Annotated in this window: 19 protein-coding genes and 1 tRNA gene; 12 read left to right on the top strand and 8 right to left on the bottom strand. The window is 64.2% G+C overall.

All coding sequences use genetic code 11. The features are described from left to right. Positions 1-38: 38 nt before the first annotated feature. The 3 genes from ACVK00_RS16865 to ACVK00_RS16855 form a co-directional block, all read right to left on the bottom strand. Complete coding sequence (locus ACVK00_RS16865; RefSeq protein WP_284898033.1) at positions 39-1,658, bottom strand: acyl-CoA synthetase; 1,620 nt, start codon at positions 1,656-1,658, stop codon at positions 39-41. Between the two features lie 377 nt (positions 1,659-2,035). Beyond that, positions 2,036-2,728: a peptidoglycan DD-metalloendopeptidase family protein gene (locus tag ACVK00_RS16860; protein ID WP_166722293.1), complete on the bottom strand. Its 693-nt coding sequence runs from the start codon at positions 2,726-2,728 to the stop codon at positions 2,036-2,038. Between the two features lie 122 nt (positions 2,729-2,850). After that, on the bottom strand, positions 2,851-3,762 hold the full coding sequence (locus tag ACVK00_RS16855; protein WP_284898035.1) for an aldose epimerase family protein: 912 nt from the start codon (positions 3,760-3,762) through the stop codon (positions 2,851-2,853). A gap of 156 nt (positions 3,763-3,918) precedes the next feature. Between ACVK00_RS16855 and ACVK00_RS16850 the strand changes: the two genes are divergently transcribed. The 8 genes from ACVK00_RS16850 (at position 3,919) to ACVK00_RS16815 (ending at position 9,172) form a co-directional block, all read left to right on the top strand. Further along, entirely contained in the window at positions 3,919-4,026 is a 108-nt protein-coding gene (locus ACVK00_RS16850) for a UDP pyrophosphate phosphatase (RefSeq protein ID WP_284898036.1), read from the top strand. A 221-nt stretch (positions 4,027-4,247) separates the two neighbouring features. Beyond that, positions 4,248-5,078: an undecaprenyl-diphosphate phosphatase gene (locus ACVK00_RS16845; protein ID WP_284898037.1), complete on the top strand. Its 831-nt coding sequence runs from the start codon at positions 4,248-4,250 to the stop codon at positions 5,076-5,078. 175 nt (positions 5,079-5,253) lie between these two features. Beyond that, positions 5,254-5,330, top strand: a tRNA-Arg gene (locus ACVK00_RS16840). A 622-nt stretch (positions 5,331-5,952) separates the two neighbouring features. Then, positions 5,953-6,387 carry a hypothetical protein gene (locus ACVK00_RS16835; RefSeq protein WP_228907291.1) on the top strand — a complete coding sequence of 145 codons (435 nt, stop codon included), beginning with the start codon at positions 5,953-5,955 and terminating at the stop codon, positions 6,385-6,387. 632 nt (positions 6,388-7,019) lie between these two features. Continuing rightward, positions 7,020-7,664 carry a hypothetical protein gene (locus tag ACVK00_RS16830; protein WP_284898039.1) on the top strand — a complete coding sequence of 215 codons (645 nt, stop codon included), beginning with the start codon at positions 7,020-7,022 and terminating at the stop codon, positions 7,662-7,664. A gap of 84 nt (positions 7,665-7,748) precedes the next feature. After that, positions 7,749-8,084: a RebB family R body protein gene (locus ACVK00_RS16825; RefSeq protein WP_006750338.1), complete on the top strand. Its 336-nt coding sequence runs from the start codon at positions 7,749-7,751 to the stop codon at positions 8,082-8,084. A gap of 197 nt (positions 8,085-8,281) precedes the next feature. Beyond that, a complete protein-coding gene (locus ACVK00_RS16820) occupies positions 8,282-8,650 on the top strand; it encodes a RebB family R body protein (RefSeq protein WP_228907293.1) in 369 nt (122 codons plus the stop codon). A gap of 198 nt (positions 8,651-8,848) precedes the next feature. Further along, on the top strand, positions 8,849-9,172 hold the full coding sequence (locus ACVK00_RS16815) for a RebB family R body protein (protein ID WP_126227514.1): 324 nt from the start codon (positions 8,849-8,851) through the stop codon (positions 9,170-9,172). 76 nt (positions 9,173-9,248) lie between these two features. On the opposite strand, the gene ACVK00_RS16810 is transcribed toward ACVK00_RS16815, so the two are convergent. Continuing rightward, the gene (locus ACVK00_RS16810; RefSeq protein WP_228907294.1) at positions 9,249-9,923 is read right to left on the bottom strand and encodes a Crp/Fnr family transcriptional regulator; all 675 of its coding nucleotides are present in this window, start codon (positions 9,921-9,923) and stop codon (positions 9,249-9,251) included. 268 nt (positions 9,924-10,191) lie between these two features. On the opposite strand from ACVK00_RS16810, the gene ACVK00_RS16805 reads away from it, so the two are divergent. The 4 genes from ACVK00_RS16805 (at position 10,192) to ACVK00_RS16790 (ending at position 12,807) form a co-directional block, all read left to right on the top strand. Further along, positions 10,192-10,887, top strand: coding sequence for an RNA polymerase sigma factor (locus tag ACVK00_RS16805; RefSeq protein WP_284898043.1), 696 nt, complete (start codon positions 10,192-10,194; stop codon positions 10,885-10,887). Positions 10,888-11,001: 114 nt separating this feature from the next. Next, positions 11,002-11,307, top strand: a complete 306-nt coding sequence (locus tag ACVK00_RS16800) for a RebB family R body protein (RefSeq protein ID WP_228907297.1) — start codon at positions 11,002-11,004, stop codon at positions 11,305-11,307. A gap of 29 nt (positions 11,308-11,336) precedes the next feature. Further along, on the top strand, positions 11,337-11,948 hold the full coding sequence (locus ACVK00_RS16795; RefSeq protein WP_350227446.1) for a hypothetical protein: 612 nt from the start codon (positions 11,337-11,339) through the stop codon (positions 11,946-11,948). 412 nt (positions 11,949-12,360) lie between these two features. Further along, positions 12,361-12,807 carry a hypothetical protein gene (locus tag ACVK00_RS16790; RefSeq protein ID WP_228907299.1) on the top strand — a complete coding sequence of 149 codons (447 nt, stop codon included), beginning with the start codon at positions 12,361-12,363 and terminating at the stop codon, positions 12,805-12,807. A gap of 109 nt (positions 12,808-12,916) precedes the next feature. On the opposite strand, the gene ACVK00_RS16785 is transcribed toward ACVK00_RS16790, so the two are convergent. From ACVK00_RS16785 to ACVK00_RS16770, 4 genes are read right to left on the bottom strand one after another with little or no spacing between them, the layout of a single operon-like run. Next, on the bottom strand, positions 12,917-13,258 hold the full coding sequence (locus ACVK00_RS16785; RefSeq protein WP_228907300.1) for an L-rhamnose mutarotase: 342 nt from the start codon (positions 13,256-13,258) through the stop codon (positions 12,917-12,919). Positions 13,259-13,312: 54 nt separating this feature from the next. Continuing rightward, positions 13,313-13,666 carry a hypothetical protein gene (locus ACVK00_RS16780; protein ID WP_284898047.1) on the bottom strand — a complete coding sequence of 118 codons (354 nt, stop codon included), beginning with the start codon at positions 13,664-13,666 and terminating at the stop codon, positions 13,313-13,315. A 41-nt stretch (positions 13,667-13,707) separates the two neighbouring features. Continuing rightward, positions 13,708-15,231 (bottom strand): UxaA family hydrolase, encoded by a 1,524-nt coding sequence (locus tag ACVK00_RS16775; RefSeq protein ID WP_284898048.1) that lies wholly within the window; start codon positions 15,229-15,231, stop codon positions 13,708-13,710. Continuing rightward, positions 15,228-16,388 (bottom strand): mannitol dehydrogenase family protein, encoded by a 1,161-nt coding sequence (locus ACVK00_RS16770; protein WP_284898049.1) that lies wholly within the window; start codon positions 16,386-16,388, stop codon positions 15,228-15,230. The genes ACVK00_RS16775 and ACVK00_RS16770 overlap by 4 nt, the downstream gene beginning before the upstream one ends. Positions 16,389-16,392 lie beyond the last annotated feature (4 nt).

The raw sequence follows: 16,392 nt of genomic DNA, 5'->3' as shown, positions 1-16,392 counted from the left end.
CGGGCGACCGGCCGGCCGCCCGGCGCGGCCCACCCGGTTCACGCGTCGCGCAGCGCGCGGCGCACGATCTTGCCGGTCGCCGTCATCGGCAGGCTGTCGACGAACGCGATCGCGCGCGGGTACTCGTGCGCGGCCAGGCGCGTGCGCACGTGCGCCTGCAGCGCCTGGACGAGCGCGTCGTCGCCGACATGGCCGGGGTTCAGCACGACGAACGCCTTGACGATCTCGGTTCGCGTCGGGTCGGGCACGCCGACGACGGCCGCCATCCGCACCGCCGGATGCGTGAGCAGGCAGTCCTCGATCGGCCCCGGGCCGATCCGGTAGCCGGCGCTCGTGATCACGTCGTCATCACGGCCGACGAAGCGCACGAACCCGTCGGCGTCGATCGTGCCGGTGTCGCCGGTGAGCAGATAGTCGCCCGCGAACTTGTCGCGCGTCGCGGCGGGATTGCGCCAGTATTCGATGAACATCACCGGGTCGGGGCGGCGCACCGCGATGCGTCCCTCGATGCCGGGCGGCAGCGGCGTGCCGTGCTCGTCGACGATCGCGACCGTATGGCCGGGCACGGCCTTGCCGATCGCACCGGGCTGCGCGTCGAACAGTGCGGCGCACGACGACAGCACCATGTTGCATTCGGTCTGTCCGTAGAACTCGTTGATCGTCACGCCGAGCGCGTCGCGTCCCCAGGCCGTCAGCTCGGTGCCGAGCGATTCTCCGCCGCTCGCGACCGATTTCAGCGCCAGCGTGTAGCGCTCGCGCGGCGCGGGCACCGTGCGCATCAGCTTCAGCGCGGTGGGCGGCAGGAACGCGTGGGTCACGCCGTGCCGCGCCATCAGCGCGAACGCGGCCTCGCCGTCGAACTTCTCGAAGCGGCGCGCGAGCACGGGCACGCCGTGATGCCATGACGGCAGCAGCACGTCGAGCAGGCCGCCGATCCAGGCCCAGTCGGCGGGCGTCCAGAACAGGCGCGCGTCGCGCGGGAAGCATTGCTGCGACATCTCGACGCCCGGCAGGTGGCCCAGCAGCACGCGATGGGCGTGCAGCGCGCCTTTCGGCTTGCCGGTCGTGCCGGACGTATAGATGATCACCGCAGGATCGTCGGCGGCGGTGTCAGCCGGCACGAAATCCGGCGATTCGGCCGCGAGGGCGGCGTCGTAGCGCAGCACGCCCGGCGCGTCGGGCACGTCGTCGCCGATGCAGTAGCACGTGCGCAGCGTCGGCAGTTGCGCGCGCAGCGGCGCGATCTTCGCATAGCCGGCCGCGTCGGTGACGAGCGCGGCGGCTTCGCTGTTCGCGAGCCGGTATTCGAGCGCGTCGGTGCCGAACAGCGTGAACAGCGGCACCGCGATCGCGCCGAGCTTGTACGCGGCGAGATGGGCAATCGCCGTTTCGGGGCCCTGCGCGAGGAAGATGGCGATCCGGTCGCCGCGTTGCAGGCCCGCACGCGCAAAGCTGTTCGCGAGCCGGTTAGAAGCATTCCTCAGGTCGTCGAATGTGATGCGCGACACGTCGCCTTGCGACGTTTCGTGGATCAGCGCGAGCCGTCCGCGCCCGTCGGCCCACTTGTCGCAGACGTCCACCGCGATGTTGTAGCGGGCCGGAATCGCCCACCGGAAGCGGGAGAGCAGGTCGTCGTAGCGTTCGGCGGCGGGCAGCATCGCGGGTCTCCTTGATGTCGATCGACGGATCCGGTCGATGGTTTACATCAACATTTCACGCGACCGAAACCACAATGGCGTGTGAGAGATAGGGAATGTTCGGACTCGTGCAACGGGTGCGACTCAGTGCACGATTCCGCAATGACGCATAAGATCACGACAAAACAGTGATGTGACCATGGATTTGCTTTTGATAGCTGCGGGGTTCAGCCTGTTCGGAATCGGGGCGCTGGTGGTGTTTGCCAGCCGCGTCGATCCGTTGTCCGGCCGTTTCACCGGCCGTCTGCGCAAGCGCTGACACAACCTTCCCGATTTCCTTCGCGACGACATGCGATGCATGCCGGCATCGCGTGTCGTCTTGTCGATGCCGGGCGCGTTCAGCGCGCCGGCAGGTAGCGTGCCGGATCGATCGAGCGGCCGCCGTAACGCAGCTCGAAATGCAGCGCGACGCGATCGGTGTCGCTGTTGCCCATCTCCGCGATCGTCTGCCCCTGCGTGACCGACTGACCTTCCTTCACGAGCAGCGCACGATTGTGTGCGTACGCCGTCAGGTAATCGGCGTTGTGCTTGAGGATGATCAGGTTGCCGTAGCCGCGCAATCCGTTACCCGCATAGACGACCGTGCCCGGCGCGGCAGCCAGCACCGGTGAGCCTGCGGCGTTCGCGATATCGATGCCCTTGGATTTCGAACCGTCGAACGTGCGCACCACGTTGCCGGCGGCCGGCCAGATCAGCGCGATGCTCGTGGCCGGCTTGACGGCCGATTCGACCGGCGCGGAAGGCGCAGGGCGACTGCGGCCCGCGCTGCCGGTGCCGGTGGTCGACGCGGTCGTGGTGCCGGGCGGCGGCGCGACGCGCAACACCTGGCCGACCTCGATCGCATCGGGGTTCGTGATCTGGTTCCAGCGCACGACGTTCGCCATCGACGTGCGATTCTCGCGCGCGATCTTGTAGAGCGTGTCGCCGCGCTCGACGCGGTAGTAACCCGGGCCGACGGGCGCGGAGCCGCACGCGACGAGCAGTGCGGCGCAGGCGGCCGCAAAGAGTCGCTTCGTTGTTGTTCCGAACATTGAACCTCGCAAAACCCTGCCGCGCGACGCGGCAGGCAATACAAAACGTCAGATTTTAACGGGTTCGACCCGAGCGCCGCAGTTTCGCGCCCATCGCGCGCCGTTTCGGGCGCGCGATCGCATCAGCCCGCGAGCGGCAGCACGCGGATGCGCAGCGTGGCCGTTTCGGTCGCGCCCGGCGCGAGCATACGCAGCCCGAGACCGTTGTGGATCGCGTCCGGCAGGCCGAGCCACGGTTCGACGCAGTAGAAGTCCGATTCCGGCTTTTCGGTCCAGGTCGTGACCGCGTACCACGGGATCGAGCCCGGTACGTTGAGCGCGATCTCGATCGTGCGGCGGCGGCCCGGCATCACGATGCGCACCGGGGTGGACGGCGCGCCGTCGAGGCAGTGGAAGCGGTCGAGGATGTCCGGATCATCGAGCGTGTAACGTGCGTCGCCGCGTTCGGGCGCGCTGATAGAGCCGTCGGCGTTCTGTGCGCAGCGGCGCGTGGGCGGTAGCTCGAGCGTGGTTTGCGCGCGTTCGCCGTGCGGCAGCGCGAAATAGAAATGGTGGCCCGCGTAGTAGGGCAGCGGCGTGTCGCCGCGGTTCGTCGTGGTGAGCGCGACCTCCAGCGTGTGTGCGTCGGCGAGCCGATAGGTCGTGTCGAAGCGGAAATCGAACGGGTAGCTCGCGTGCAGCGCTTCGTCGCTTTCCAGCGTCATCGTGAGTGCGGCGCCGTCGGCCGACGGGTGTGCCGCGAACGGCAGGTCGCGCGCGAAACCGTGCATCGGCAGGTCGCGGACCACGCCGGCGGCATCGCGCCAGCGGCCCAGTTCGCCGTCGACACGATGGCGGCCGAGGAACGGGAACAGCAGCGGATTGCCGCCGCGCACGCGCGCGAGGTTGCTCCAGTCGGCCGTTTCCGGCCAGAAGATGATCGGCTCGCCGCCGACGTGCCACGACAGCAGGCGGCCGCCGAATTGCGGGGCGACCCGAACAAGCGACGGGCCGGCGTGAAGTTCGTGAATGTCGTGCTGCTGGAAGATCGGCATGGCGAATCGGTATGAACGGGGTGGGCGGGGTGCGCGATGGCGCGCTCCATTATCGGGCCGCGAGGCGGTCGGGGAAAACCCTTCTCGGGAAATCGCGAGTTTTTCAGATTGTCAGCTGTCGGGATAATGCCTCTAAACCGGTGAGGTTGCCGGGTCATGACACTTCGAGGAGCGGCCATGGATCTGGCAATGGCAATGGGAATCGCACTGTTCGGCATGTTCACCGGCAGCACGGTATTATTTTTCTACCGGCTCGGCCGCTGACGGCAATTTCTGCCGGAATCGAAAGGCCCGCCATGCAAATGGCGGGCTTTTTGCTTTCCGTACGCTTACAAATTGCAAGCGTTTGTGTGCATTGCCGCAATAACCTGCCAAATGCCTTGGCGCGGTAATCCTGGCTGGGCATAATCGGGGCGCGTTTTTTCGGACGCGCACTGCGTCGTCCGCTTTTTCACCCGATTGCTCATCACTAAAAGGACCGACGCGTGAGTCTCTGGTTTCTGGTATTCCTGAGCGTCCTGCAGGGCGTTACCGAACTCTTCCCCGTCAGCAGTCTCGGCCACACGCTGCTCGTGCCAGCGTTGTTCGGCATGCACATCGACAAGCATGCGCCGCAGTTGCTGCCGTTCCTCGTCGCGCTGCACCTCGGCACCGCACTCGCGCTGCTGTGGTATTTCCGTGCGCGCTGGGTCGCGCTGATCAGCGGCTTCTTCGCGCAGCTCGGCGGCCGCAAGAACGACGACGGGCACCTGATGTGGGCGCTCATCATCGGCACGATCCCGACCGGGATCGTCGGCCTGCTGCTCGAGAAGCGCCTCGAGCGCGTGTTCCATGATCTGCGCATCGTCGCGGTCGCGCTGATCATCAACGGCGTGCTGCTGTGGGTCGGCGACCGCATTCAGCGCAGCCGCGCGCACCAGGCGCCCGAGAAGATGACGTTCAAGCAGGCGTTCTTCGTCGGCCTCGCGCAGATCGGCGCGCTGATTCCGGGTTTCTCGCGCAGCGGGCTGACGATGATCGCCGGCAATGTAGCCGGGCTGACGGCGGAGAAGGCGGCGGAGTTTTCATTCCTGCTCGGCACGCCGATCATCTTCGCCGCGGGCGTGCTCGAGTTGCCGAAACTCTTTCATGCGCGCGACCAGCTCATGGACGCGCTGCTCGGTGGCGTGCTGACGGCGATTGCCGCTTATCTGAGCGTGCGGTTTCTGATGCGCTATTTCGAAGGGCGCGGTCGGCTGGCTTCGTTCGGCGTGTATTGCGTGATCGCCGGCGTGTTCTTCCTCGGCTGGTTCATGATGCATCCGCAGCCGGTTTGACGGTTGCGGCGCCGGTCGCGCGTGATATGGCGCGATGATCGGGTATAATTTCGGGCTCGGCATCATGCCGGGCCCGTTTCGTTTCGGGGCTTTGAGTTCGTGGTTGTTGGCTGTGCTCGAAGCTTCGCGCGTCAAATGCGGTCCGGGTTTTTGTGGCCGTGTCTTGTTCCCTCGACCGCCCTTAGCTCAGTTGGATAGAGCAACGGCCTTCTAAGCCGTAGGTCACACGTTCGAATCGTGTAGGGCGGGCCAGTCGAATCACTGAATTACGCCGTTTTGCTCGTGCTCGATTTTCTGTTTGAGCCACTTGTGTAGGCATTTTGTTGTAGCGTCGTGCCCGTGCTGGCAACGTTTTGCTCCGTGTTGGCTGCACACCGCTACACCAACTGCGCGGCCCTTGTCACAGCGACTTCGGGGATGGCTCTCGTTGGAGCTAGCGAACTCGAACGAGCGGCGCGGGAGGCTCAGGCCCATTCGCAAGCATTCGGACTGACGTTTCCGACATACAATCTTCAACGAAGGTATCCCGCCGAACTGGCGCAATCGCGCAGGCCTTCTCTTTGGGATCGAAGTAGACCAATCTCCAAATAACGTCGTCATCGAAGTCCAAGTAGAAATCCGCGTTAGCCTCGCTCCAATTCTTCAGAAACTGCCCGCGCGCTCACCAGTGCAAGGCATAAGCCAACGGGTCGGCTTGAACGAGGCTGCTCAGACCAAGTTTCTGCCCATGCTCACCGTCTAGCAACCATACAAGTCCACGTGGATGGACCGACGGATTGGCGTGCGTCAGCAGACGCTATCGGTGACATGGAACCTGGTTGGCTACATCGATGAGATATAACGCAACGCCGCCCGGACCGAACGGATATTGCTCATGAAACACAGAATTCAGTACGCGATTTCTACTGCACTGCTTGCCTTGGCGAGCCATTGCTTTGCTGTTGATGCGATCGACGGCGACGCGGCGAATCTCCTGGCGTCGTATTCCGCTAATCCCGGGGCTGGCGGCCCCGTGGGCTACCATGACCTTATCATGGGGAACAGTTACCACATGTATTTCACATTTCGGAGCGATGTGCCGAGTGCAAGCTATCGTAGGTGGACCGAAGACAAGCTGCGCCGCGAATTTCTTCCCCAGCTAGATCGCTACGCCTGCTCGGACACGCTCACCGCGGCACCTGGCGATGACTTGGCTTGGCCGGAATATCGCCGGAAGGGCGGCAACGTGGTCGTGCATATCCGTAGCCTTGCCGATCTTGATTATTCGATGGACGTTTCATTTCCTGGCCACCAGGATTTGTGTCACTAATCGCTGACCAGCAGTCGTCTCTTTTTTTGGGAGCTGTCTCGCATCCGCGGAGAGGCTGCCGAATGGGCACGCCAACAGAGACAGTACTCAGATGAAACGCTATGTGATCCTAACGGACGACAAGGCAACATCCGCCGGTACGGTACAGGCTAAGGCCACGCTCTGCAGTGGAGCAATGTCCACGTTGCACATGAGAAAGATGACGTTGTGTGCCAGCCTGCCATTCGACCGGACCGCCGGGTCAGTGCGGCGACAACATGCTCGCCACGCAACGAGCCGTCGACTTCAATGAACAGGCATTCCCGCGTGTAGTTGTCCACGATCGTGAGCGTAGCGAGAACGCAATTCATCGATCAACATGCGCCGACGCAACGTCGCGATCAAACCAGCCGATCACACAGCACGCCAACCGAGCGCAACGCCGCCTGATTTCACAGACCCTTCGCATGGTTCGTCCCTGCAGCAGTCCTGCCGAATTTCCGGCGAGGCCGTCGCACATCCATTCCCGGGAGAACATCATGCGATATCCGTTGCAGTACTCCGACGCACGCGCGTTTCCGCCGCATCCATCCGACCTCGACCCCGCCCCCGACGCACCGGCGCCACAGCCGGACATCGAGGAGGTGTGAGCCATGAGCAACGAAGCACTTGACCCGCTGCTGCGGCAGTTCGCGGAAAAGCGATTGGGGCGGCCACTCGAGCCGGGCGAAGAACAGGCACTGCTGGAGCGGCTGCCGAGCAGGCACGCCAACCGGCCGGCGCCAACCGCCGGCACGGCCGCCACGCAGGCGTACGCCGCGAACCCGCCGCAGCCACAGCCACAGCCGAAAACCCGGCAGGAGGCGCGCGAGCAGATCAAGCATTTCCTGCAGCTCAACCAGCAAAAGGCGTACGAGAAGATGCGCGGCATCCTGCAGACGATCGACGCGCAGAACGAGACGACCCTCGGCATGCTGGCGTCGGAACAGCGGAAGGTGTCCGGGGTACTCGACGCGCACGAGCCGCCGGCCGACGCTCAGGCATCCGGCGCGGCCGACATCCAGGACAGCACGCGCGAGGCAATGGCGATGATCGGCGAACAGCTGACGGGCCTCATCCGGCAGGAAATCGATGCGTGCTTCCGGCAATACGTCGATTTGCTCACCGGCCGGCTCGATGCGATATACGACCGCCTCCAAAGCATCGGCGCCGGTCCGACCGAATTGGCCGGATCGACCGCGCCGGATGCCGCCGCCACCGCGGTCGTTCACGACACCCCTGGCCCAGCGTCCATGTAGTAGCACGCGGGTCATGCGGCTGAACGCGAAAGACGGCCGGCCCCGATGTGCGACTTCTCAACTACGTGAACCAAGGAGCAACAAATGACTGAAAAGTGTCAAGTGTGCCAGGTCAATCCCGCGATTACCGACGCGGTCACACAGGTCAACGTCAAGGTGGTCGCCGAAGCGCCGGCAATGGCGATGGGCTCGCTGTACCAGGCCCAAAGTCATTCGCTCAGCATCCTGTTCGAGAACGCGGTGCAACAGCAATCGCAGGCCGCGATCCAGTCGCAGACGTCGACGAACGTGGGGACGATGCAGCTCTACACGATCGGGCCGGAAAGCGCGGGCGCGGCCGCCACGGAAATCGGCTCGAACGGGATCATCTCGCTGCTGGCCGACGTGATCGCGATCGGCAAGGCGGTGGCCCGTCCGTAAGGCCGTCGCAACACCGTGGTTGAGCGGCGGCGCAAGCGATACGAACCGCCAATGCCGCCGCCGCGCCGCGGATCCGCAGCACGGCCGCCGCCATCAGCGCAGCGGTGCCGTGTGGGGTTCCGGAGCAACTGACAGAACTGACAGAACGGGCAGAGCCGATTCGATGCGGCGCCCAATCGCAAACCAGGAGAAACTCGATGGGAAACGAAAACGATCCGACCACCGGCGACCCGGCAGACGCCTGCGACTGCAAGACCTGCGCGGTCAATGCCGCGATCACCGACGCGGTCACGCAGACCAACGTCAAGGTGGTGGGCGAAGCGCCCGCGATGGCGACGGGCTCGCTGTACCAGGCCCAGAGCCATTCGCTCAGCGTGCTGTTCGAAAACGCCGTGCAACAGCAGTCGCAGTCCGCAGTGCAACTGCCGACGTCGACGAACGTGGGGACGATGCAGCTCTACACGCTCGGGCCGGCGAGCGCGGGCGCCGCCGCGACGGAAATCGGCTCGAGCGGCGTGCTTGCCGTGCTGGCTGACGTACTCGCGATCGGCAAGGCGCTCGCCTGACGCGCAACCCGGCGTTGACGCCTGGCGGCAGCCGCGGTGGCTGCCGCCAGGCACCCGACGTCGTGCCGACGCCCGCGAAGGCCGCCGCCCGCGCCGCATCGACGGCCGCGCGGCGCACTTCGCCGACCGACCCACTCATGCTTTCGCCGTGACCGCGTCGACTGCGCCGCTGCGGCGAGCAACAACAGGAGTAACGACATGCCGGAACAGGCCTCCGCTGCGATTGCCGATGCAGTCACGCAAGCCAACGTCAAGGTGGTGGGCGAAGCGCCCGCCGTGGCCTTGGGCACGCTCATGCAGTCGAACAGCCATGCGTCCGCGATCCTGCTTCACAACGCGGTGCAGATGCAGGCGAACCAGGCGGCGTCCAACCTCGCCGCCACGACCGTCGGCATCATGCAGCTCTATGCCGGCTCGCCGGTGGCGGCGGCTGCCGCGGCACGATCGTCGAACGACAGCTTCGTGTCGCAACTGGCCGCCGTCGCGCAGTTGATGAACGCGATCGGTCACTGGCGCAGCTGATCTGCACCGCGCGCCGCACAACTCGGCGCGCAACCTCCTCGCGCCGCGGCGCCGCATATTCGTGCGCGCCGCGGCATCAATTGGCGTCGGCGATATACCGGAGCCGCTCCGGTTTCTCGATCGTCACACCGTGTTCGTGAAGCCGGATCAGGCCGTCGCGCTGCATCTTCTGCAGCGTGCCGTTCAGTCGCGGACGGCTGACGTTGAGCATCGCGGCCAGGATGCTCTGGTTCTCCGGCAGCGGCACCTCGAGGTCGTTCCCTTGCATGCGATTCAACAGATGGCGCGCAAGCCTTGCTTCGAGCCGGTACAGGCACGCCGACTCGACGAAGTCGCTCAGCTGGTGGATGTGCAGGCACAGCTGCTCGTAGATGCGCTCCATGAAATCAGCGTTGGCCCGCAGCGGTGCGAAGTGCTGGCGATGCAGCAGCGAAATGCGGCAGTCGTGGCTCAACTGCGCGGTGAAGCTGCGCCGGTGCGCGCGAAGGAGGGTGCTTTCACCGATGAGTTCGCCCGGCACCGAATGCCCGAGAATGATTTCGCGTCCGCCGGGTTCGTGCAGTGTCTTGTACACGCGGCCGCGGTGTACGAAGGCGACGAAATCTTCCGGATCGCCCTTGAAGAACAACATTCGGTTGCCGTGCTCGGGCCAGGGCATGAGATGCCGTTCGACGTGAGCGAGCAGGCTTTCCGGAAGATCGGTGAGTACCGGTATGTTGCGCAGCGTTTGAGCGTTAGCAAGGGCAGGCATGTTTTCCGTGCGAGGTTATTTGACGATGCGGCCACCTAGCGGAAAACGCTGCTGCTGGTACTGCGTGAAAAAAATAATTAAGAAACCGAAATAATCGGCGAGCAGTCCGAAAGGGACGGCACTTTGGCGGCAAGGACGCGCGGTCGACCGACATGGATAGCGGCGTACCGGCGCGCGAACGCGTCGCGGCGGTAGTCGTTCTTTTTTCATCGCAATGCCGTTATTTACGCCCGGCGGAGTACCTGATACGACGGAACGGGCTACGCCCGTGGGTCAAAAATTTCCATTCATAATAATCAAGAAAATTCACAAAAACGATTATCTCAATAACGGTGTTACGCGGGTAACAGCGCCATTCTCGGCATCAAATCGATTCTGTGTTTTCCATAAAAACGGAGGGCACGGAATGACAACCTCGAACCCGCACGCTGCCCCGCCGGCCGCGTTACAGGCGCAGCAGCTCGATCGTACGTGGCGTGAAATGCAAGGGAAATTGCGGCGGCGCGCGCGCCTCTTGTGCAAGGGGGATATTTACCGTGCCGACGAACTGCTTTCGGATACCGCACTGAAGGTTCACATTTACCTGCAGCGTTCGCCCGAGCGCGTTCGGAACCTGGCCGGTTTTCTCTTTCTGGCGCTGAACCACGCGTTCCTCTCGGGCGCGCGCCAGCGTCAGCGCGAAAACGGCATGCTCGAATACGACTCGAGCTGGGACGACGATCACATCGCCGAACTGGCGGGCCACACACCGTCGATGGAGCAGCAGTTGCTGCTCCGACAGCAACTGCTGCGCCTCGATCAGGCGCTGTCGCTGCTCCCGCAGCAACAGCAGATGCTGTTCACGCTGAAGTTCGAGGAGGACATGCCCTATCCGCATATCGCGGCGACGCTCGGCATCAACGAGCCGCTTGCCAGAAAGCGCGTCGAGCTGCTGCGCAAGAAATTGCGCGACGGACTCGCTTGAGCGCGTTCACGAATGCGGGGACGCAGCGTTCCTAACGGCATACGCGGTGTCGATGGCCTGCCGGCCCGCCCGTTCCTTCAACCGCATGCCGGAGCCGAGATTCGAGGAGGCCTCGTGGCAGACAAAGTCAATGAGCAGGTTACCGACGCACTGACGCAGACCAATGTGAACGTCGTGGCCGGATCCCCGGCCCAGGCGCTGGGCACGCTTTACCAGATGTTCAGCCAGGCCGTCGGCATCTCCGCACAGAACATGACGCAGCAGCAGGCGGCGCTGAACCAGATTTCGAACGCCGTCGTGTCGAAAGCGGTGGCGATGATCCTGTCCGTCGAAGCATCGCCGAAGGCGGCATCGGGCGGCGCTTCGGGCGGCACGCCGCATGTCGCAACGGGCGGGCCGCAGACGGGTTCCACGCATTAGCACGCGCTGACTCTCGGGATACCTGAACCATGAATATGAAAGGCCTTTTGGGCGGGCGCGGCGACGACGCGCCGCAGACGCCGCGCGATGTCGAAGACGCCGCAGCCGAAGCCACGACGCCAGCCGATGTCGCGCCGGCCGCCGCGGCGTCGAAGGTCGGCGCGCGCGCGTGGCCGGTTAACCGGCTGCGCCGGTTCACCGATGCGCTGAAGGCGCCGAACCAGATCGCGGGTGGGGCCGGGCCAGGCGGCTCCGCGTTGCAGACCGTGCAGGCGATCAACGCGGAAGCGGCGTCCTACGCGACGACGCAGATCGCCGTCGGTCCGAACATGTTGATCACGCAGGCGGGCGGCATGGTTGCACAGGCGGCGGCCAACTACTTCGAGGCGTCGACGTCGCTGGCGATCGCGGGCAAGAGCGTGCTGATGAAGGATCTCGCGCAGAAGACCATCGACGAGAACGTGTCCGGGATGGCGATGGATGCGATGGGCCTGCTGTTGACGGACCTGTTCGTCGCGACCGCGGCGCTCGTCGCGGGTGCCGCGGAAGCGATCGAAGGGGAGGCCGCGAGTGTCGCGCTCGACAAGATCGACGAGAGCCTGCAGAAGTATCAGGCGCTGTTGGACAAGAAGGGTGTGTAGTGCGAGCCGATGGCGGCGGACTTCCCTGAGGAAGCAAGACGAAGGGGTGTGGATTTTCAACCTGCCGAACCAATGGCGCAAGCGGAGAAACAATGAGTACACCGACAGATTAAGAAATCGATATCGCGTGCTGCGCCGGGATCGCCTGCACGCATGACGAGGGAGAAGCGACCCCCATCGGCCGCGACAGGCCGATCCATTGTCGCGTCGATGACGAACGTCCCGGGCAATCATGCCCGTGAAAGCAGGTCGATTGACGTCGGTGTGCGCAGCGACAAAGAATCAATCGACACGATCCGCCGGGCCGTCAGGCCGGATGCGGGAAGTGAGCAGCGGGACCGACGCACGTCCGTTTTCCCGAACACGTCGCGGCTCCGCCACCAGCAGTCCCATCGAGTCATGCGAGGAACCCATGCCCTACATCATTCAGAACGTACAAGGTCCCGCGCCGCTGTCGGTTGGCGAGCGCATCTGGGGAGATGCGACGGAAATCGATTTCGGCGCGATGACGAGCTGCATCGCGCTCGTCGAGCAGACGCCGGGCCAACCGGCGTTGGTACGCGGGATCCATCTGTCGATCGTCAGCTCAGACGGCACGCCGGTCTACGATCCGGCGTCGAACGTGGCCGGACAGGTCGGCGCGATCATGCAGCCGAATGGCAACCTGCGTGCGTGCCTCGGGCGCATCGACGTCTGGCAGGCCAGCGAGTCGCAACCGCTGCGGGATTTCTTCGCGGGGCTGATGCAGAGCCTCGACATGACGACCTGGGTTCCGTTGCCGGACGGCAACCTGCGGGTGCGGTTCAACGGCGGTGTGATCCAGTATCGGGAGGGCACCGGCGCGTGGATCGACGTGTAGGCGGCACGATCCGTTGAAGCCGGCACCCGCCACGCGAGTGGGCACCGGCTAATGCCATTCAGGTGATCGTAGCGAAAACGTCAGGAAACGACGTCCGCGAGTCGCACGCTCACGTCTGCGTTCGTAAATCGAATATGCAGGTCATCGGCGTCCACTTCAGACCGGCCGGTGTCCACGGCGTGGGGGCCTGGAATGTCCACATCACGTCTTCCCAAGCACGAACCGTCGGATTTGCTTCCGCGGCTTTGGCCATGCGTTCGGCATCGAACACCGCGTCATCGGTGTCCATCACCATCGTCATGCGCGTGCCGAGGCGGAAAATTTCCATACCGCGTACCCCATGCTCGCGTAGATGCCGTAACACTTCGGGCCATACGGCACGGTGATGCTCCTCATAGCGAGCGATCAGATCCGGATCGTCTTTCAGATCCAGTGCGAGACAGTAACGCATGGTGACCTCATGTTGGAAAGCGCTCGGAGAGCGTGAGTCGTCGACTGCTCAGGATCACCTATCAACGGGTAACGAAATACGTGCCGCACGTTTGCCCGATCGTCGCGGAATGCCGGATAGTACGGTCACGGCCGCTTGTGATCCCGAATGCGGCACCGTCGCGTCGGGTGGCGCACATGCTGCGGCAAGGCGCCGTTGCAGGTCGATGATCGCGGGCAGTTGAAAGTCGTGGACATCGGGCACGGCGCCGCCTTGACGTCGACAGACCTGAGCCGCAATGTCCAGCGCGTGCGAGCGCATGTCGATCAGGAGCGAGAGCGCCTCATCGAGCAGATCTTGTTGCTGCGCCGATAGCCGCAATTCGCTTGTGCGATCGCGCGGCGCCGATTCGGGCGGGTTCATGTCCATGGGTGACGATTTCCGGAGATGAGTGGGAGCAGGGCGGAATATCACATGATCGGGCCGCGCAGCCACGGCACGAACTCGCGGTCGCCCATGCCGTTCTGCTCGCTGCAGGTGCGTGCGCCCGACGCGACGTCCAGCATCAATCGGAACAGTTGCGCACCTGCCTGCCCGACGGAAAGCGAGCCGTCGACGATCGCGCCGCCATTGAAATCCATATCCGAGCGCATTCGCTCGAACAGTCCGGTGGTCGTTGCCAGCTTGATGGTGGGAACCGGCTTGGAGCCAAACACTGAGCCGCGCCCCGTCGTAAAGCACACCAGATTGGCGCCTCCGGCGATCTGTCCGGTGGCGGATACCGGGTCATAGCCGGGCGTGTCCATGAAGACCAGGCCCGATTCAGATACACGGTCGGCATAGTCATAGACGGCGTTAAGCGTGCTGCTGCCGCCTTTCGAAACCGCGCCCAGCGACTTTTCGAGAATGGTCGTGATGCCGCCGGCCTTGTTGCCGGGCGAAGGGTTGTTGTTCATGTCGCCGCCCGATTCGCCCGCATACCGTTCCCACCAGCGCAGCTTGTCGAGGAGCCGCTCGGCTACGACGTTAGACGCGCGTGCGGTCAGCAAATGTTCGGCGCCGTAGATCTCCGGTGTCTCGGAAAGGATGGCGGTGCCACCGTGGCGAACGAGCAGATCAACGGCTGCCCCGAGCGCGGGATTCGCGGTGATCCCCGAGTAGCCGTCGGAGCCGCCGCATTGCAGGCCCACCTTCAGCCGCGCGGCGGGAACTTCGGTACGCCGCATGCGATCGGCCACCGTCAGCATTTCCCGCACAATCGCGATGCCGCGCGCCACGGTTTCACGCACGCCGCCTTCATCCTGGACGACAAGGGTCCTGACCGGGGCAGCGTGCGTTGTTTCAACGGACGTTGCAAGCTCACCGACCTGATTCACTTCGCAACCGAGGCCCACGAGCAGCACGGCCGCGAAGTTCGGATTGCACGCATAGCCGGTCAGCGTGCGACGAAGTACGGCCACGCCGTCTCCGGTTGCGGACATCCCGCAGCCGCTCTGGTGCGTGATCGCAACCACGCCGTCCACGGATTCGAACGGGGCCATCGCGTCGCCCTTGAAGGCGTCCGCAATCGCATGACAGACGCTGGCGGAACAGTTGACGCTGGCGATGACCCCAATGTAGTTGCGTGTGCCAACCTGTCCGTCCGCGCGCACGAAACCCTGAAACGTTTCCAATCGGTCTGCTGGTGCGAGCGCGTGCCCGGCATCGACGTGCGCGGGACGATGCGCGTGATGCTCGGGCATGCCGACGTTGTGAACGTGAACATGCTCGCCCGGCGCAATATCATTCAGCGCGACACCGATCGTTTGCCGGTACTTGATCACCGGGCTGCCTCGCACGATGCGACGGGTCGCTATCTTGTGACCCGCCGGAATGGACGTCGTAACGGTGGTCGCCAGGCCGCTCACTTCAATTGTCGTGCCGGCCTCAAGCGTTCTCAATGCCACCGCTACGTTGTCGTCGCCATGAAGCATGACGACCATCCGATCATTCATGATGCATTTGCCTCTTTGGTTGAGGGTGTCACGCCATGCCGCGCGAGCGTATCGCGCAGCCGCGTCTGATCAGGCGCGACCCCGAGCGAATCGGCCAGTTCGATCAGCGGCAGAATCCGCCGCCGGACTTTTTCTACATGGTTGCCGGCAATGTCCGCGATGTGATGGTCGAGATACGGATTGAGAAACCGCTCGCGCACGTTTGCAACGTACTGACCTGCGCGAACGCGCATTCCGAGCGCATCGAAGACGGGCAAGACTTCCTCGCCCCAGACGGCCTCGATGCCCTCGCGCAGCGTCGTGTCGTTCATCGCGTCGAACACGGTCTGCGCGCTGCTGCGGCGCTGCACGAGCCACTGGTCGGCGAGCCAGGTATGCCCGACGTTCAGAAAGAACAGCTTGAGCCGCTCATGGCTAAGCAGGTCGTCGGTCACGACGATATGTTCGTGCGTGCACGGCAGCTCCATGCCCGGATGTCGTTCGATGGCCCAGAGCGCGTAGGGCTCGGCCACGGCGCCCACCGGTTCGATCGGTTCGGACACGATCCGGTCGACCAGTGAGTTGACCCAGATGCATCGTTGCGACAGGTACGTGACGAAGGGCGCGGGCAGCGCCCATTGTTCAGCGAGGCCGATGACCAGCGCGCGTAGCGTGTCGCCATTGCGTGCGACGAGTTCGCACGGAAAGATCGACACGCCCGCACCGGGCCGTGCGCGCCAACGTGCATGCAGCAGCGTGAGCAGCTTGGCGGGGAAGCTGTGCGGGACATGACTCTCCCGCGCGAGCAGGGCCGGCGAATCGCGCTCGTCGAGACGATAGCCGGCGTCGCCGGTGTTCGACACAATCACGCGAACGTCATGCGCCATCGCATGCCGGATCATCGCCCAGTCGCGATCGGCGATCCACGCGGCGCGCACGGCGCGGCAGTGGACGACCGTATCCACGATCGCACCGTGTTCCCTGCCGCGGATCTTCACCGGATAACTGCCTGACTGGGCCAAAGCGGCGATGCGCGCATGGCTTGCCGGGTTGTCGGTGGTCTGCACCACGCGGATCCCGCCGATCGCGTCGCCGCGCTCCAGCGCCTGGGATACGAACAGCGCGACATGGGCCTGGAGAAACCGGCTGGTGCCAAACTGAAGAATCGGTTCACTCATCTCG

Source organism: Burkholderia sp. PvR073 (assembly GCF_054055695.1).
This window is presented reverse-complemented; position numbering and strand designations above follow the sequence as displayed.

What these genes read in the sequence shown, in the direction of transcription:
- ACVK00_RS16855 (WP_284898035.1), bottom strand. Translation starts at nt 3,762, where the DNA reads ATGCCGATCTTCCAGCAGCACGACATTCACGAACTTCACGCCGGCCCG.
- ACVK00_RS16785 (WP_228907300.1), bottom strand. Translation starts at nt 13,258, where the DNA reads ATGCGTTACTGTCTCGCACTGGATCTGAAAGACGATCCGGATCTGATC.
- ACVK00_RS16860 (WP_166722293.1), bottom strand. Translation starts at nt 2,728, where the DNA reads ATGTTCGGAACAACAACGAAGCGACTCTTTGCGGCCGCCTGCGCCGCA.
- ACVK00_RS16835 (WP_228907291.1), top strand. Translation starts at nt 5,953, where the DNA reads ATGAAACACAGAATTCAGTACGCGATTTCTACTGCACTGCTTGCCTTG.
- ACVK00_RS16820 (WP_228907293.1), top strand. Translation starts at nt 8,282, where the DNA reads ATGGGAAACGAAAACGATCCGACCACCGGCGACCCGGCAGACGCCTGC.
- ACVK00_RS16795 (WP_350227446.1), top strand. Translation starts at nt 11,337, where the DNA reads ATGAATATGAAAGGCCTTTTGGGCGGGCGCGGCGACGACGCGCCGCAG.
- ACVK00_RS16790 (WP_228907299.1), top strand. Translation starts at nt 12,361, where the DNA reads ATGCCCTACATCATTCAGAACGTACAAGGTCCCGCGCCGCTGTCGGTT.
- ACVK00_RS16825 (WP_006750338.1), top strand. Translation starts at nt 7,749, where the DNA reads ATGACTGAAAAGTGTCAAGTGTGCCAGGTCAATCCCGCGATTACCGAC.
- ACVK00_RS16810 (WP_228907294.1), bottom strand. Translation starts at nt 9,923, where the DNA reads ATGCCTGCCCTTGCTAACGCTCAAACGCTGCGCAACATACCGGTACTC.
- ACVK00_RS16865 (WP_284898033.1), bottom strand. Translation starts at nt 1,658, where the DNA reads ATGCTGCCCGCCGCCGAACGCTACGACGACCTGCTCTCCCGCTTCCGG.
- ACVK00_RS16770 (WP_284898049.1), bottom strand. Translation starts at nt 16,388, where the DNA reads ATGAGTGAACCGATTCTTCAGTTTGGCACCAGCCGGTTTCTCCAGGCC.
- ACVK00_RS16780 (WP_284898047.1), bottom strand. Translation starts at nt 13,666, where the DNA reads ATGGACATGAACCCGCCCGAATCGGCGCCGCGCGATCGCACAAGCGAA.
- ACVK00_RS16815 (WP_126227514.1), top strand. Translation starts at nt 8,849, where the DNA reads ATGCCGGAACAGGCCTCCGCTGCGATTGCCGATGCAGTCACGCAAGCC.
- ACVK00_RS16830 (WP_284898039.1), top strand. Translation starts at nt 7,020, where the DNA reads ATGAGCAACGAAGCACTTGACCCGCTGCTGCGGCAGTTCGCGGAAAAG.
- ACVK00_RS16775 (WP_284898048.1), bottom strand. Translation starts at nt 15,231, where the DNA reads ATGAATGATCGGATGGTCGTCATGCTTCATGGCGACGACAACGTAGCG.
- ACVK00_RS16850 (WP_284898036.1), top strand. Translation starts at nt 3,919, where the DNA reads ATGACACTTCGAGGAGCGGCCATGGATCTGGCAATGGCAATGGGAATC.